Origin of the sequence: Paenibacillus sp. SAFN-117, from assembly GCF_051966115.1 — a bacterium.
In the GTDB taxonomy this organism is placed as follows: Bacteria; Bacillota; Bacilli; order Paenibacillales; family NBRC-103111; genus Paenibacillus_L; species Paenibacillus_L residui.
Genome location: NZ_JBQCLK010000056.1, coordinates 1 through 15,022, shown reverse-complemented (window position 1 = coordinate 15,022; position 15,022 = coordinate 1). Strand labels below are relative to the sequence as shown.

The following is a 15,022-nucleotide window of genomic DNA, read 5'->3' as shown; positions in this document are numbered from 1 at the left end:
GAACTTCTTCATACAATTTATTGGATCGTCTCATACTGGTCGCCTCCCTAAGAAATACAATAATATATTGTAGGGTAAGACTCCAGTTTCGTTAGGGGGCCGTGGAGCTTTTGCCAGCTCTTCGAAGCAACTCGAGCGCGTCGCCCATATTTCTACAGGACTGTTTAACAACCTTTTTAATATAGTATATGGATTGCTAAGAACCAGAAGGAGGATCCACATGAAGATCAGCCTGGAATATAAAAAACCCGGGAAACTGTTGAATCCGGGGAGCGGCTTTCTGCAGGGGTATTCGCATACGTTGAACCCTTATACCGGCTGTTCCTTTGCCTGTTCCTACTGCTATGTCCGGAGGATGCCCGTCGGCTTGTTTCGTGATCAGGAGTGGGGGACCTGGGTCGATATCAAAAGCGGTGCCCGGGAACAGCTCCTGAAGGAACTGCGCAATGCCAAGCGCAAAGGCCCGGTTACGATCTTCATGTCCTCCAGTACAGACCCGTATCAGCCTGTGGAGTATAAAGAGAAGGTCACTCGTTCGCTGCTGGAGGCGATGACGGAAGAGGCGGAGGCGCAGCCGGACTTCCTGTTCGTGCAGACCCGCAGTCCGCTGGTGACGAGGGATATCGATTTGTTCGAGAAATTGCGGGACAAAATTCGGATCAGCGTAACGATAGAGACGGATCTCGACCAAGTGCGCAAAGTTTTCTCGCCCTACGCGCCGCCGATCCAGGCGAGGCTTAAAGCGCTGCGGGAGCTGACGGAGGCCGGCCTTCCCACCCAAGCGGCGGTAGCCCCTGTCCTGCCCTCCAGCGACAAGTTCCCCTCTTTGTTGAAAGCAGCTACAGATAGAGTATGCATCGATGATTATTTCATGGGGGACGGCAGCGGGGGCAAACGGACGAAGCAGCTTGGTTTGCGCTCCCTGTACGAAGGAATGGGATACGAGGACTGGTATCATCCTGAGGCTTATTTGCAAGTGGCCAATGCCATGGGAGTCGTATTCGCTCCGGAGCAGCTTAAGATCAGCCGAGATGGCTTCATGCCTTTTTAACCGGAAAGGGAAAGACAAGACAGCGATCAGCTTCCGTCTTTTTCAGATATCTGCGTGATGGTTGAAAATATCCCCTCCAAATAAGCATTCTTCTGAAATCGGTTTATTGCTACAAGCTTGCAGCTTATCATTTTTCAAGGAAGATTTCTTTCTAAATTTCCCGGCAAGAAGTCTCCATCAAAACAACCAATCACGAAGGATGAGCACCCAGCCGAAAATGGACATCCACAGCGGGATACTGAACAGCACGCCCCAGAACAAACCGGTGAGTCCCGTCTCTCTATCTTCCATTCTGCATCGCCCCTTTGCCGTAGTATATGCTCCGGCGGCACAGAAGGGTGAGCCCCCGACAAGGGAGACAGGCTTTTAGCTGCACAGCCGATAGTATCCATTGTTTACCGGCTAAGAGCCTTTTAATCACAGCCAGCTTCTATAGGGACGGGACCTCTGTTCTTTTGAGGGAACCTGTCAAGCAACCTATCCTCCAATCAAAAACATAAAAAACCGTCCGATATCCTCGAACGGTTCCTTTTGCAATCCTTCACATCGACTCGAATCGTCAGCTCGGTTCCAGCTTTTTTCGCATCGATCAGATACGCCATCCGCCTGCTTACTGCTCCTGGTAGCGCTTATAAGCGGCTTCGTAAATGGCCATATACCGGTCGAGCCCCATCTTTTCCATGTTCTTGACGTAATCGTCCCATTGCGAGAACGGTGCGGCGCCGGAAATGAATTTATCCCTCATTTCGTCAATAAACACGTGAAGATCGGATTGAATGGTAGTCAGCTCATCCTGCTCCTCCGACGTAAAGTTAAAAGCAGGCCAGATTTCCTCGTCTTTAAGCGTATAAGGCATGGCTTTCTGCGTATTTTCTATCGAGGACGGGCGTCCTTCCGCCCCTTTGAAAAACTTCTGCTTAATAATACCGGGATAATAGCCCCCCGGCCAGATCAAATACTGGCTGACCGCCTGGTCCAGATTAAGCCCTTTCGGATTGTTGATAATTTCGTCTGTATATTCGACCTCTCCGTTCGGCATTTCTTTATAGGTGATATCCTTGAAGCCCATGAAGAACATCTTCGCTCCCTCGTCGCTGTAGAAGAAATCAAGCCAGCGAACTGCGGCCTCCGGGTTCTGGTTTTTGTCGGTGATGATGAACTGGCCCAGGTTACCCAGCGGTGAGCCGATGGCCGTATTTTTCTGATCCCCGTGTGGCCCTTTGAGCACAGGCATTCCGATATAGCCCTTCTGGTTGAAAATGGACTCCGGATTCACGTTCGAAACGAACCCGTAAACCCCTTCCGATGCCCGGGCCGTGAACTCCGCCGTTTTTATCGAAAAGATTTCCTTATCTATCAATCCTTCGCCGTACAGCTTGTTGGCGAACTCCAGAATTTCCTTATAACGGGGATGCGCCGGGATAAAACGCAGCTTCTTCGTCTCCGGGTCTTCATCCACATGCCCGTTCGCGGTTCCATGAGTGTTCAGCCCGTACGAACCTTTCAGAAAGTCCAATAGCTGGGTAATACCTACGGCCCCATAAGGAATTTCATCCGCCTGGCCATTTCCGTTCGGGTCTCCCTCCTTGATCTGTTTCAGAACATGATAAAATTCATCCGGAGTCGTCGGCTCCTGAAGCCCCAACTTATCCAGCCACTCCTTCTTCATCCAGGGCGTACGGGTCCGCACGGACATGAATTCCGGATCGCGAATGGTGGGGAAAGAGTAAATATTCCCGTCCGGCATCGTAATCCCTTTCTTGACGACGGGGTAATCGTCCATCAGCTTCTTGAAATTGGGGGCATACTTCTCAATCAGGTCGTTAAGCGGAATGAACACCCCTTCCCCGCCATACCGGATCAAATCCGCCTTACCTACCGCCGTAGCGTACAATATCTCCGGATAATCCCCTCCGGCCAACAGGAGATTGCGCTTCTCCGCCAACGTATCGACCTGCACAGTCTCCCATTCCATGTGGATATTCGTCATTTTTTCGTATTCCTGCCACAGCATCAGATTGCTCCAATCCGCAGAGGCGAAGAATTTGCCGGCGAACCCCTTCATCGTTATCTTTTCCTTAACTATGGGCATTCCGGAGGGGTTCAAATTCTCCAGCACGCTTTCGTCTCTAACCGCCCCTCCCCCTCCTCCGCACCCCGCAAGCAAAGTGCCCGTGAGGACAACCATCCCGGTGCTCTTCATCAATCTTCTTTTTCTAACCATATACGCCTCCCTTTGGAATCGTCGATTCAGCTTAGCAGGCTTCTTCCTGATACGGACTTTCCTCGCAGACTTCATCATCTTCAGGACAGCGGGCTGAACAGGTTCCTATTTTTCGACATAAAGTAAGCGATTACATAATTACCTGAAAAATATTCGTCTTTCGACAAGCGTAAAGAGTCACGCATCCCCCCTAGCTTCTTTAATTTCATGGCAACAAAGGCGTTATTTTATGATTCAATATTCTGAATATTGCGCAAATAAATTGTAGGCAATAACCGCTCGGTCGTCAAGAGGCACTGGAACCATCTCCCGGGCGATTTACAATCCGCCGTTTGGTACTGTGATTATAGGCATCAAACATGCGGATTGCAGCTAAAGGATAAACGGCTATCGCCATCCTTTGGAAGGCGCGTTTATACTTTGCGGGGAGCCCCGGTTTTACAAATAAAAGGCCCCGGGCGCTGAGCCCCAAGGCCTCTAACCCTATAAGTTTATATCTCTGAATCCAATGGATATATTGGACGCTGCAGATATTGATAGGTAAAGTGCCGCAGATTAAAGCCGCAGCAGCCCGGGGTATCCACCTGCACGGTTCCGGCTGCGTACGAGCCGAAGGCTGTCTGCCAGGCGACGGCGGATTTCACGGCGATCAAGTCGAAATCCGCCGGATTCAGACCGATCGAAGCAACATGGCCCGGATCCCAAGGGGCGACTCTTTGCTCCGTCAAGACAAGAGTGACATTCCTTGTTTCGATCACTGCCGTGCGTCCCATGTCAGCCCATTGCCCGGTCATATAGGAGCCGATATGACGGTATTTGCCGTCAAACAACAGCCGGACTTTGCCTTGGACCGGAACCGGATCGCCATGGAATGAATCACTCTTTCCGCCGACCGCCGCTTCGAAGGAACCGCCGACTCCCGCTCGCAGGGCCAGACCGACCGCTTCCGCGTCGCAGATAACCATCAGGCTCTTCGCCGGTGTATCGAGCAGATGCCGCAGCAGATGAGTCGCGTCTCCCGGTGCCCCGCCGCCCACATTGTCCGAGCCTTCAATCAGGATGACCGGGCCCTTGGCCTCTAGCCGGATGGCTTGCCGAATGCTTTCCTCCGCAGGATAGCCTTCCACGGCGAATTCCTCTCGCCGCTCCTGCGCCAGCCGGCAGAGCTTCTCCGCGCACTGCCCGGCCCAGGCCGGGTCGTTGTCTGTCGTGACAACGAAGGTCAGTCCGGCGTCCTCGACATCGCTGTACGGAAACCCGCCGGCCACCGTCACATTGAGCACCCGTCGGTCCTTCTCCAGTTCGAAAGCCGCCTCCATAAGCTCCTTCATGAACCCCTCATGAGTCACCATCGCCTGGGGCGCGACCAACAGACGGGAATGCTTATATGCATGAACAGGCCGAATTTCCGACCGGATCATCCGTCCGAGCAGCCGGGTCGCCTCTACCGCCCGCTCATAAGCATCCACATGCGGGTAGGTATCGTAGCCGATGAGAATATCGGCATGCTCGACCATCTGCGGACTGATGTTGGCATGCAGATCCAGCGTGATGGCGATCGGAAGCTCCCGCCCCACTCTGTCCCGGACCCGTCTCAGCAGCTCTCCTTCTACGTCCCGACAGGCTTCGGAGACCATCGCGCCGTGCAGTATAACAATAAGGCCATCCACACCCTCCGGAATCGACCGGAGCACTTCCCCCGCCAGCTCCTCGAAGCACTCCGCCGTAACCATGCCGCTTGGGGTGGCCGCGACGTAAGCACCGGCGATCAGCTCCGCCTGCAGCTCCTTCGCTCCATCGATCACTCCCCCCATGGACGTGCGGGTATTCTCGTAGCGTTCCCGATAAGACTGCGTTCCCGCCACCCACTCGTTCAGAAAGTGATGCCGCTCCGTCCGGCCCGGCGCGAAGGAATTTGTTTCGTGAAACATGCCAATGACCCCGATTTTCACATGACATCCTCCTTTTTTTCCTGCCTCCGTCGGCTTTGCATAATCATCGGTCTCTCCATAATAATAAGAGCCCGGTATATTTCCGGTTTCTCCGGCCATCAGGAAGCGTCTGTTTTCTTCAACTCCCGTCTCTTCCCGGCGCGTATGCGGCACTCCATGGCGGTCGTCAGAACCCACGCCTCACTTCCAAAGCCGAACTATATTGCGGGCGGCATTGAACAGCAATTCTTCAGCATGGGTCATGGCCTGCTCCAGCGTCATCGGACGGTTGACAATCGAATGCATACTGTCAAAAGCGGAGTACAGCTCATCCAGATGATCGCCCAGGCTGCCCGACAGCAGCACCGTCTTCACTCCATACCGTTTGGCCAGTGAGGCCAGATAGAACGGTGCCTTGCCATGCAGCGTCTGCTCATCCGTCCGCCCCTCTCCAACGAACAGCCAATCGGCATCGGCCAGTAATGCCTCGATTTGGGCCGTCTCAGCAATTAATTGGGCCCCGGATTGCATCTTTCCGCCAAGGGCCAACAGAGCAAACCCTAAGCCGCCGGCTGCGCCGGCACCGGCAGCATTCTGCAGCCCGGGCCGTCCCAAGCTTTCTTCCACGGCCTGCGCATAGACTCGCATCCCCCGGTCCAGCTCCTCCACTTGTGCCGGAGCGGCTCCCTTCTGCGGACCGAACACGGCTGAGGCTCCGTCCGGACCGCATAGCGGATTGTCCACGTCGCAGGCTATGCGAAACTCCGCCTCCGCCAGCAGCGGGTGCAGGCCGCTGAAATCGACGGTGCTGACCTGATTCAGGTTGGCCGCTATAGGCGGGATCGGCTGGTCTGCCGCATCCAGACATTTTACCCCAAGGGCGCGAAGCATCCCTATTCCGCCATCGTTCGTAGCACTCCCTCCCAGCCCGATAATAAACCGGCGAACACCGCCTTCGAGCGCATGCAGGATACATTCACCTACGCCGTAGGATGTCGATTGGAGCGGATTCCTTCTATCCGCCGGAACGAAAGGCAGGCCGACCACGGCGGCAACCTCGATGACGGCCGTCTGCCCGTCTCCTATTCTTCCGTAAAAAGCGGAGACAGGCTCCCCGTAAGGCCCCCGCAACTGAAGCTCGATCCGCTCGCCACCGGTGCTGTGAAGCAAGGCTTCGACGGTACCTTCCCCGCCATCCGCGATAGGAATCACGTGAACCGCCGCATCGGGCATCTCCCGGAGAATCGCCCTGCGGATGGTGTCTCCGGCTTCCAGCGAGCTCATACTGCCTTTGAACGAATCCGGGGCAACGATAAATCGCATGCGGTAACTCCCTTTCCGTTATATAACACGTGAATGTAAAGCCTGCCAGAACGTGCAGAAGTGCAGGTCTTTGAAAGCATCTGCCCGAACGATCTAACGCTGCGGGCTACTGGCTACGCCGCGCGAGCTGCGGGGCCGCGGCCACGGAAGCACCGCGCTACCCCCACATGCCCCAGCACCTTCCCGGTGTCTCCACCGTGAAGGTCTGGATGTTGCCGGTGTCCGCGACGGTAACGTAGCACTGCCGACCATCCGGCCCGCCGAAGGTCAAATTGGTGCAATCGGTGCCCGCCAGCTTCACCTCGAGCAGCAATTCGCCTGCCGGGCTCAGCTTGGCTACGGTTCCTTTGCCATGGCGGGTGACATATAGATTGCCGTCCATATCGCAGCGCATTCCGTCCAGCCCGTAATCGGGGAACTGGAAGAACAGCCTTTTGCCGCTGACCTCCCCGGCTTCATTCAGATCATACGCCCATACGGTCCTCTGCACGGACTCGTTCACATACAGCACCCGCTCGTCGGGGCTGACCTCGATTCCATTCGTCGTCCCCATGCCTGCCTCCAGCAGCACGACGCTCCCGTCCGGGTCGATCCGCCACAACTGGCCCGTCTGCTCCGGCCAATTCGGATCGCTGGCGAAGAGGATGCCGCTCCGGGAAATCGCTATGTCGTTGGGCTGATTCATCCGGGGCTCCTGAGCATGGACCGTCAGCTTTTTCGTCGTCATATCGACTTTGAAAATATGGTGATGGACATAATCAGCAATGTACATCGTTCCTTCACGGTCAAACCGGATCCCGTTCCCGATACTGCCGCCCGGCAGCTCAAGGAAAACCTCTCCTTCACCATTAGGCTTCACCCGGCCAATCGTATGCTGCCGCTCATAATTAACGGCATAAATCCGGCCTTCGCGATCGCAAGCCGGACCCTCAATCCCGCTGGTAAAGGAATGGCGGGCGGTTAGCTCCTTGCTGATATAAAGCTCCATCTCTTAGCTCCTTTTCGAAGGGGCGTATGCGATAACATCCATTTCGATTAAATATTTCCCGATACCGCTGACCACCGTCGTACGGGTAGGGTACGGAGCCTGGAACATCTGTGCATATACTTCATTAAATGCAGGAATCAGATTCCCATCGCTCAGATGCACATTCGCTTTGATCACGTGGTCCAGCGTCAGCCCGGCCTCCTGCAAAATCAGCTCCACATTGCGAATGCAGCGGGCGGTCTGCTCTTCAATCGTCTCCCCCGCCAATTCCAGCGTTTCCGGGTCTACCCCTACCTGTCCGGATACATACACGAAGTCCCCCGCTTTAACCGCATGGGAGAAAGGAAGCGGAAACTGGGGAGCTTTAGAGACATGAATTGTTTTCGACATAAATGATCACTCCTGTTAAGTAATTTTGCCGCGGGCGTCGATCGTCAGAATCGATTCGACCCTGCCGTTCCGCAGGCCGTACACCCGGTCATGCATATTGGTCGTGGTGCAGCAATGGTTCGGGATGAAGAAAAGGCGCTGCCCGATTTCATAAACGGCTTCATCCGGGACCCGCACATTGCCGTGCTCCTCGCTTAATCTTTCGAGATAAACGCCGGGATTCCCCTTAACGATTCCATATCCCGGGCGGTGCGGATTGGTATCGCCGCTGAAGGTTTTGGAGCCTCCGTCGACGATGACCGTTCCGGGACGAGGCGCGCTGACGACCGTCGTCATGACACTCATGGCGCAGCCGGATTCATCGATAATTCCGGTCGACAGCTGAGTGCCGTCTCCGAATACATAGGAGCCGGGGCGTATTTCCGTCACGCCGGTTTGTTCCCCGACATAGACCGAAGTTGGCGTGGAGCCGACGCTGATTTCCGGGACATCGATGCCTTCCTGCGCGAGCCACTCCTTGGTCTGCACCAGCAGCTCCGCCTCCTGTCTTGCGGCAGCGCGCAAGTCCTCTGCGGTGGTTTTGCTGTAGGAATAGCCCCCGTGCGTCATGAGCGCTCTTACCTCGACCCCGGGAAGCTGGGCAATTTGCTTCACCAGCTCGCCGGTTTCCTCACCGGGCTCCAATCCGCAGCGATTCAAGCCGGTATTCACATCAACATACAGCGGAATTCTCCGCTTCATCGCTTCCCCCAATTCGGAAAGCCCCCGGGCTACATCGATATGGTCGACGCTCACCTTAATATCCGCGGTCTCCAGCAGCTTCGCCAGCCTCTGGAGCTTCTTCTTGCCGACGATCGGAAAGGCGATCAGGATGTCGCGGATTCCTCCCTCGACCATCACCTCGGCTTCGCCTAATTTGGCTACCGTAATCCCGCAAGCGCCGTACTTGATCTGCTGCTGGGCAATCCAGACCGACTTGTGCGTCTTCGTATGCGGCCGCAGCTTGACTCCGGCCTCTGCAGCTAACCGCGCCTTGTCCCGCAAATTCCGGTCCAGCACATCCAGATCAACCAGCACGGCGGGCGTCTCGATTTCCTCTAACGGAATAGGATGGAAATCTGTCATGTTATCGTCCCCTTTCCAATGCTCTGCCGGCGAACACTCCGGTGACCTGCTCTCCGCGAACGGCTACCTCGCCATTGACCAATACATAAGGAATGCCAACCGGGCCGCTGCGCGACTGCTGGTAAGTCGCCGTATCCGTCACCCTCCGCTCGTCGAAAATAACAAGATCGGCCGCATAGCCTTCCTTTAATACTCCGCGGTCGGCCAGGCCGAAACGGTCTGCGGGCACCTTCGTCATCCGGTTGACGAGCGTTTCCAGCCTGAAATCATACTCCCGGCAGAACCTTAACAGGCGCGGGAAGGTTCCGAATGCCCTCGGATGCGGGTTCTTCCCGAGCGGAATTCCGTCCGAGCCTACCATATAATAGGGCCGCGACAGCAGCTCCAGGCAATCCCGGTTGAAGCGGTCCCAAGCTTCCTGGCTGGCCTCCTCGAACATCCATTCCGGAGAATCGTGATAGCCTACCTGAAGCTTCTCCGCCAGCAGCAGGTCGCACAGCATGTCGGGGACCGATTGCCCCCTCTCCTCGGCGACTTCGCGGAAGCTTCGCCCGACATATTGCGGATGGTTAGGCAGATTCGTGAAGTATCCGCGCAGCGGAATCGTATTCTGCTCCATCCCTTCTATAAAACGCGGACGAAGCTTCGGGTCCGCCAGCCGCTCGAGAATGGCGTCGAAGCCTCCTTCGAAGCACCACAGCGGCAGCCAAATCACCACATATCCGCTTCCGGACGGATAAGGATACAGCTCCAGCGTCAGATCGACTCCCCGCTCATACGCAGCATCGATCGCCGCCATTACTTGCTGCACTTGGCCCGCCTTCTCCAGGTTCGTCCGGTAATGGGAGAAGTGCAGCTTCACCCCCGAACGCTCGGCAATCTCAATCGATTCCAGCACCGGGTCTATCGGCTCGCCGCGGAATACCGTCCGATAGTGGGTTACATAGACACTGTCGTTCGCCGCCGCTACCTTGCATAATTCCACCATTTCTTCCGTGTCGGAATATGAACATGGATAATAGCTCAAACCGGTGGAGAAGGCGACCGCTCCTTCCTTCAACCCTTGATCGAGAAGCTGCTTGGCCTTGGCCAGATGCTGGCCGGTCAGCGGCAAATCGCGCATTCCCAAGGTCTCCAGCCGCAGGGCGCCATGGGGAACCTGATACGCCGTGTTGATGGCAACCGTTCGGTCGAACTTCATCCGGTATTCCCGCACCGAAGACCAATCAAGCGGAATATCGGGCGCCCCGTTCAAGCCCGCCAGGAACTTGTAATTCATCAGCAAATTCTCCCTGCTGAGCGGAGCATACGACAACCCGTCCTGCCCCAACACCTCCGTAGTTATGCCCTGTGCCAAACCGGATGCATGCTGGCGGTCCCACAGCAGCATAAGGTCGGAATGCACATGAGTATCGATGAAGCCCGGCGCCGCGATCATTCCTTGGGCGTCAATCACTTCCCGGGCCGATTCCACCCCTTCCAGCCCGAGCCCGCTAACATCTGAGCTTCCCGGGCCGTTCGCGGCTCTGGCGCCCTCCCAAGCCTCCCGACTGTCTGCTGCTGATTCCTCTAGGTTCGACTGCCGGCTAATTCGGGCCAGCTTCCCATCCTTAATCGCAATCGATCCGCGAAACCGGTCGCCGCCGGTTCCGTCCACAATCGTTGCATTTTTAATGACAATATCCGCCTCCATACATAACCCCTCTCCTAGGCAGTAAATTCCGGACGTTTTGCGAAAACGTTCTCAACCGCCTTTAAAGTCTCTTCTGCTTCTTTATCCCCGTGTACGGCAGATACATACCATAACCCGTTCGGGCGGAGCAGGATTCCCTCATCCAGCATCAGCTCGGCAAAAAGACCGTATTTCGCCGCATCCCGGCGGCCGAACTGATCGAAATGCGCCACTTCCTGCTGATCGGTAAACATCATATGAAACACAGGCCCCGGCTGATTAACGACGCCGTTTACATTATATTTCTTCATCAGGGAGCGAATTCCCTCCGCCAGTTGTCCGGCGATCCGCTCCATTTGCCGATAGGCCGCCCCGTTGTCGCGCCCGAGCTCATCCAGAACCGCCATGGCCGCAGCGGTCGATACCGTATTGCCGTTTAAAGTTCCGAGATGGTCCACCCGGCCTTCGGCGACGAGGTTCATAATCTCGTTCTTGCCGGCCACCGCACTCAGCGCAATTCCGCCTGCCAGCGCCTTCCCCATCGTCATCAAATCCGGAGTGATGCCGAATCGTTCATGGGCTCCTCCCAGACCGAGGCGGAAGCCGGTAATGACCTCGTCGAAGATCAGAACGATGCCGTATTGTTCCGTCAGCTTCCGCATCGCTTCCAGATAGCCCTCCCGGGGAGAAATGCAGCCGGAATTGCACATGATCGGTTCGGTGATCACGGCGGCAATCTCCTCCCGCCGTTCCGTCAGCGTGCGTTCCAGCACATCGGGCTCGTTCCACGGCAGCAGAATGACGTCCTCCAGACTGTTGACGCTCTGCCCTCCCGTTCCCGGAACCGCCTCCCCGGCTGCGGACCCGGCCGCCTGGCTTTTCATATCCGCGCTCGGGAAAGAGGTAAAGATCGCATCGGACCAGCCATGGTAATGCCCGTGGAATCGGACCACCTTCTGCCGGCCCGTATAGGCTCTCGCCAGCCTGAGCGCCATCATTACCGCTTCGGTTCCCGAGCCGCTGAACACGACTTTATCCGCGCAGGGGAGAATCTCCGTAAGCCGCTTGGCCAAGGCGATCTCGCCTTCATGCTGGAGCCCGAAGGTATAGCCCTTCTGCATGGCTTGATATACTTTCTCATTCAGCAAAGGATGCGAATGCCCGAGAATCAGTGGACCATACGCCAGCAAATAATCGATGTACTCGTTGCCGTCTACATCGTATACACGCGCTCCCTTGCCGCCGGCTGCATAGAGCGGGGTCGGCTTCATGGCCGCCCTCAGGGAGCTGGCCACCCCTCCGGCCAAATATTGGTTTGCTTCTGCCAGCATCTGTCTGGATCTATCGGTTTTCATACGATTGAACCTCCTTAAGTGAATACGATTTTCTCACCCTTATTTGGGGATGTTATCCATTTATGCTCATCGTATCACGGAGGTCATTTTCTATCAAGAAAATTATTTTACATTAAGAAAATTATGAATCATCAAATCCTATACCCGCCATCTACTGTATAAAGAGAACCTGTTACGTAGGAGGCGGCATCCGACAGCAGGAAAGCCCCCACCTCGTTAATTTCCTCCGGTCGCCCGGTTCTGCGCAGCAAAGTATTATCCCGGATAAATTGCCGGGTTACCTCCGGCATTGCCTGCCACGCCTGCTCGGTATTAAAATCACCCGGCACAAGAGCATTGGCGCGAATTCCATCCTTCGCATAGTCGACGGCGATCACCCGGGTCATCTGGCTGACCCCCGCTTTGGCTGCGCCATAAGCCAGGCACGTCTTCTGGGGAAGGTGGCCCAGAATCGAGGAAGTATTCACGATGGACCCTCCCCCGCTTCGGATCATAAGGGGCAGCGAGTACTTGTTGACGAGGAATGTGCTTGTCAGCGTCCCGCGAATCGTCGCTTCCCATTCATCCAGGGCGAGCTCTAATGCCGGCTTGCGTACATGCGTGTAGCAGTTGTGATAAACCCCATCCAATCTGCCGAAATGCGCCTCTATTCGCGCAATGGCCTCCTGCACCTCATTTTCGCTGCAGGCATCCGATTGCATGAACAGGAAGCTATCAGCACCATAACTTTCAGCGGTTTGCTTCAGTTCCGGACAGCCTTCCAGGGGCAAGAGATCCGTTGCGGCCACCTTCGCTCCTCTCTCGAGAAACAGGGTGACAGCGGATTGCCCCAGCATCCCCAGAGCCCCCGTGATCCAAATTACTTTGCCTTCCAATTGTCTCTGCTTCATCCTACGCCCTCCCATCACAGATCCATAGATACGGTATAGAGAAATCTTCATTGCCGCCGGTACAAGTACCTGCGCCTTATTCGATACAGTTTCTCACCTAACTAACTCGAATTTCGCAGAGCGAAAATCGGCTTAAATGCATGATACAACTGAAAAAGCAGCGGATTAAATACAAAAGTTGAAAAATAGAAAAACACCACTTCGTTTGGTAAAGTGAGAGTGTCAAGCAATCACTACCATAAAGAAGAGGTGTCCTCTATATGATAGAGCAAATCGTACAGCCGAATCAACTTCCAAATGAAATTATACCGGCTTTCAAAGAACTGAAAGTGCTGCAACACTTGAAAACAGCAAGGGGATACCCGTCACCATCTTCTTTGTACGCGATCGTTCATCCGGGCCGGTGAAGACATCACAAAGACGAGCAAAAATACATTAAAATCGTGCCTTTTTCCAAAAAGAAGGCGAAAGACGCTCAAATGTGCAGGTCTTTTTCACAAAATAGGGCCATTTCGCAAAAAATCGCTCCAAAGACGTGCATTATTGATCTAGAATCAGGTATGTGGCGACTTTTCTCCAAAAAGACGTGCACTATTACTCTAGAATCAGGTACATCAAGGCTTATCTACCGAAATTAAGCTGCGAAAGTTGAGTAACCAAGCGCGAACAGGCTCAGTGTAAGGCCCACGCATATTGTCCATCCGGTCAGTGGTTTCGCGCCCCCCGACATGGTCCTACTGCTGAAACTGCAGCTTCGTGCTCAGCTCCCTGGACGCTTGGCGGACCCATTCTGTCATTGGTTCCGCGCCCCCGACAAGGTCCTACTGCTGGAACTGCAGCTTCGTGCTCAGCTCCCTGGACGCTTGGCGGACCCATTCGATCGCCCGGCTCCACAGCTCATCGTCCATCCGGGCGGATGGAATCGAGATGCTTAAGGAAGCTACCAGCTGCTTCGAGGAATCATAGATTGGTCCTGCTACGCAACGCACCCCCTCAACGGCTTCTCCCTGGCTGAAGGACAGCCCGGCGGAACGGATTTCCTCCAGCTGGCTGAGCAGATCCCGGTAGCTGTGTATCGTGCTGCTTGTCAGGGCTCCCAGCTCTTCATCGGGATACAGCTTGCGGATTTCTTCCTGATCCAATGAGCTCAGGAACATCTTCCCCATGGCGGTTGCGTGCAGGGGCAGCTTCATTCCCAGGTGCGAAACGAACCGGACGGCGTGGGAGCTTTGCTTCTCCGCTATGTACAGAATGTTTCCCCCATCGCGAATCGCCAGGAAAACGGATTCATTCAAGTCGTCGACGATCTTCTGGGCCACCTGATGGAACTCGGCGGACAGGCTGGTGTTCTGCAAATACTTGGAGCCGATTTCAAACAGTTTGTAGCCCAAATAGAAGGCTCTCTCCTGCTTGTCGGTTTCCAAGTAGCCTCTTGCCTGCAAATTTTGCAAAATTTTGTAGGTGCTGCTCGCGGGCATCCCCAGCTTGCGCGAAATATCCATCAAGCTCATCGGCTCCTTCTCTTCCGCAAATAACTCGAAGATATCGAGGACCCGGTCGGCCGACTTGACGACGACTGGCTTTTCTTCTTTTTTCACAACATTTCCCCATTTCGAAAATCATTTTTCATACAAGAAATATTGTAATCCGTTTTCCGGCTGAACTCAATGTCCTTTGCGGCAAAACATAACCGCACAAAGTGACATATGGCCTTCCAAGTTAGTCCGTTCGCACCCTAACTGGGTGGAGTCTACTTTTCCTCTAGGCGTCATTCTGTCTGTCCGCGATCACCTGAGTTTCACAGCGTTAACCCTTGGCGGCTTTGGATTTGTAGCCTGTCTTAGATTTATCCAGTACTATGCGGGGCCCGGTAATTAAAAGCTGCAAATCTGCAGCCTTTTGTCCATATTGTTCCATATCCATATGCAAAGCCTGAAAAAATACATCTTTTTCTCGTTTTAAGGGTGATCAGACCGTTGAATACGAAAATTAGTGCACTTTCGGCTAGGCCCCCTAATTCCGGAGTCCGCACCATAAAAAAATAACCATGTATACAATTCCTCTCTTTTTGGA

Annotated in this window: 12 protein-coding genes; 1 reads left to right on the top strand and 11 read right to left on the bottom strand. The window is 54.7% G+C overall.

All coding sequences use genetic code 11. The annotated features are described in order from the left end of the window. The first annotated feature begins 220 nt into the window (after positions 1 to 220). Positions 221 to 1,051 carry an SPL family radical SAM protein gene (locus ACTHRH_RS24785; RefSeq protein WP_379286767.1) on the top strand — a complete coding sequence of 277 codons (831 nt, stop codon included), beginning with the start codon at positions 221 to 223 and terminating at the stop codon, positions 1,049 to 1,051. 610 nt (positions 1,052 to 1,661) lie between these two features. On the opposite strand, the gene ACTHRH_RS24780 is transcribed toward ACTHRH_RS24785, so the two are convergent. The 11 genes from ACTHRH_RS24780 to ACTHRH_RS24730 all read right to left on the bottom strand — a co-directional run. Further along, positions 1,662 to 3,275: an extracellular solute-binding protein gene (locus ACTHRH_RS24780; RefSeq protein ID WP_379286769.1), complete on the bottom strand. Its 1,614-nt coding sequence runs from the start codon at positions 3,273 to 3,275 to the stop codon at positions 1,662 to 1,664. 491 nt (positions 3,276 to 3,766) lie between these two features. Then, entirely contained in the window at positions 3,767 to 5,404 is a 1,638-nt protein-coding gene (locus tag ACTHRH_RS24775) for a M81 family metallopeptidase (protein ID WP_379286771.1), read from the bottom strand. Positions 5,405 to 5,407: 3 nt separating this feature from the next. After that, positions 5,408 to 6,529: a glycerate kinase gene (locus ACTHRH_RS24770; RefSeq protein ID WP_144936405.1), complete on the bottom strand. Its 1,122-nt coding sequence runs from the start codon at positions 6,527 to 6,529 to the stop codon at positions 5,408 to 5,410. Between the two features lie 157 nt (positions 6,530 to 6,686). After that, entirely contained in the window at positions 6,687 to 7,517 is an 831-nt protein-coding gene (locus ACTHRH_RS24765) for an SMP-30/gluconolactonase/LRE family protein (RefSeq protein ID WP_144936402.1), read from the bottom strand. Positions 7,518 to 7,520: 3 nt separating this feature from the next. After that, the gene (locus ACTHRH_RS24760; RefSeq protein ID WP_144936399.1) at positions 7,521 to 7,907 is read right to left on the bottom strand and encodes a RidA family protein; all 387 of its coding nucleotides are present in this window, start codon (positions 7,905 to 7,907) and stop codon (positions 7,521 to 7,523) included. Positions 7,908 to 7,922: 15 nt separating this feature from the next. Then, positions 7,923 to 9,032, bottom strand: a complete 1,110-nt coding sequence (locus tag ACTHRH_RS24755) for an alanine racemase (RefSeq protein ID WP_144936396.1) — start codon at positions 9,030 to 9,032, stop codon at positions 7,923 to 7,925. 1 nt (position 9,033) lies between these two features. Further along, entirely contained in the window at positions 9,034 to 10,725 is a 1,692-nt protein-coding gene (locus ACTHRH_RS24750) for an N-acyl-D-amino-acid deacylase family protein (RefSeq protein ID WP_144936393.1), read from the bottom strand. 14 nt (positions 10,726 to 10,739) lie between these two features. Further along, entirely contained in the window at positions 10,740 to 12,059 is a 1,320-nt protein-coding gene (locus ACTHRH_RS24745) for an aspartate aminotransferase family protein (protein WP_150959510.1), read from the bottom strand. A gap of 131 nt (positions 12,060 to 12,190) precedes the next feature. Beyond that, positions 12,191 to 12,949 carry an SDR family NAD(P)-dependent oxidoreductase gene (locus tag ACTHRH_RS24740; RefSeq protein ID WP_440418110.1) on the bottom strand — a complete coding sequence of 253 codons (759 nt, stop codon included), beginning with the start codon at positions 12,947 to 12,949 and terminating at the stop codon, positions 12,191 to 12,193. Positions 12,950 to 13,770: 821 nt separating this feature from the next. Next, on the bottom strand, positions 13,771 to 14,547 hold the full coding sequence (locus tag ACTHRH_RS24735; protein WP_260982064.1) for an IclR family transcriptional regulator: 777 nt from the start codon (positions 14,545 to 14,547) through the stop codon (positions 13,771 to 13,773). A gap of 248 nt (positions 14,548 to 14,795) precedes the next feature. Beyond that, positions 14,796 to 15,022: hypothetical protein (locus ACTHRH_RS24730; RefSeq protein WP_440418108.1), on the bottom strand; the 227-nt coding region annotated here is incomplete at its 5' end.

Bases quoted from the DNA above. Each gene is read 5' to 3' on its own strand.
- ACTHRH_RS24785 (WP_379286767.1), top strand. From the start codon at position 221: ATGAAGATCAGCCTGGAATATAAAAAACCCGGGAAACTGTTGAATCCG.
- ACTHRH_RS24780 (WP_379286769.1), bottom strand. From the start codon at position 3,275: ATGGTTAGAAAAAGAAGATTGATGAAGAGCACCGGGATGGTTGTCCTC.
- ACTHRH_RS24770 (WP_144936405.1), bottom strand. From the start codon at position 6,529: ATGCGATTTATCGTTGCCCCGGATTCGTTCAAAGGCAGTATGAGCTCG.
- ACTHRH_RS24765 (WP_144936402.1), bottom strand. From the start codon at position 7,517: ATGGAGCTTTATATCAGCAAGGAGCTAACCGCCCGCCATTCCTTTACC.
- ACTHRH_RS24760 (WP_144936399.1), bottom strand. From the start codon at position 7,907: ATGTCGAAAACAATTCATGTCTCTAAAGCTCCCCAGTTTCCGCTTCCT.
- ACTHRH_RS24755 (WP_144936396.1), bottom strand. From the start codon at position 9,032: ATGACAGATTTCCATCCTATTCCGTTAGAGGAAATCGAGACGCCCGCC.
- ACTHRH_RS24750 (WP_144936393.1), bottom strand. From the start codon at position 10,725: ATGGAGGCGGATATTGTCATTAAAAATGCAACGATTGTGGACGGAACC.
- ACTHRH_RS24745 (WP_150959510.1), bottom strand. From the start codon at position 12,059: ATGAAAACCGATAGATCCAGACAGATGCTGGCAGAAGCAAACCAATAT.
- ACTHRH_RS24740 (WP_440418110.1), bottom strand. From the start codon at position 12,949: ATGAAGCAGAGACAATTGGAAGGCAAAGTAATTTGGATCACGGGGGCT.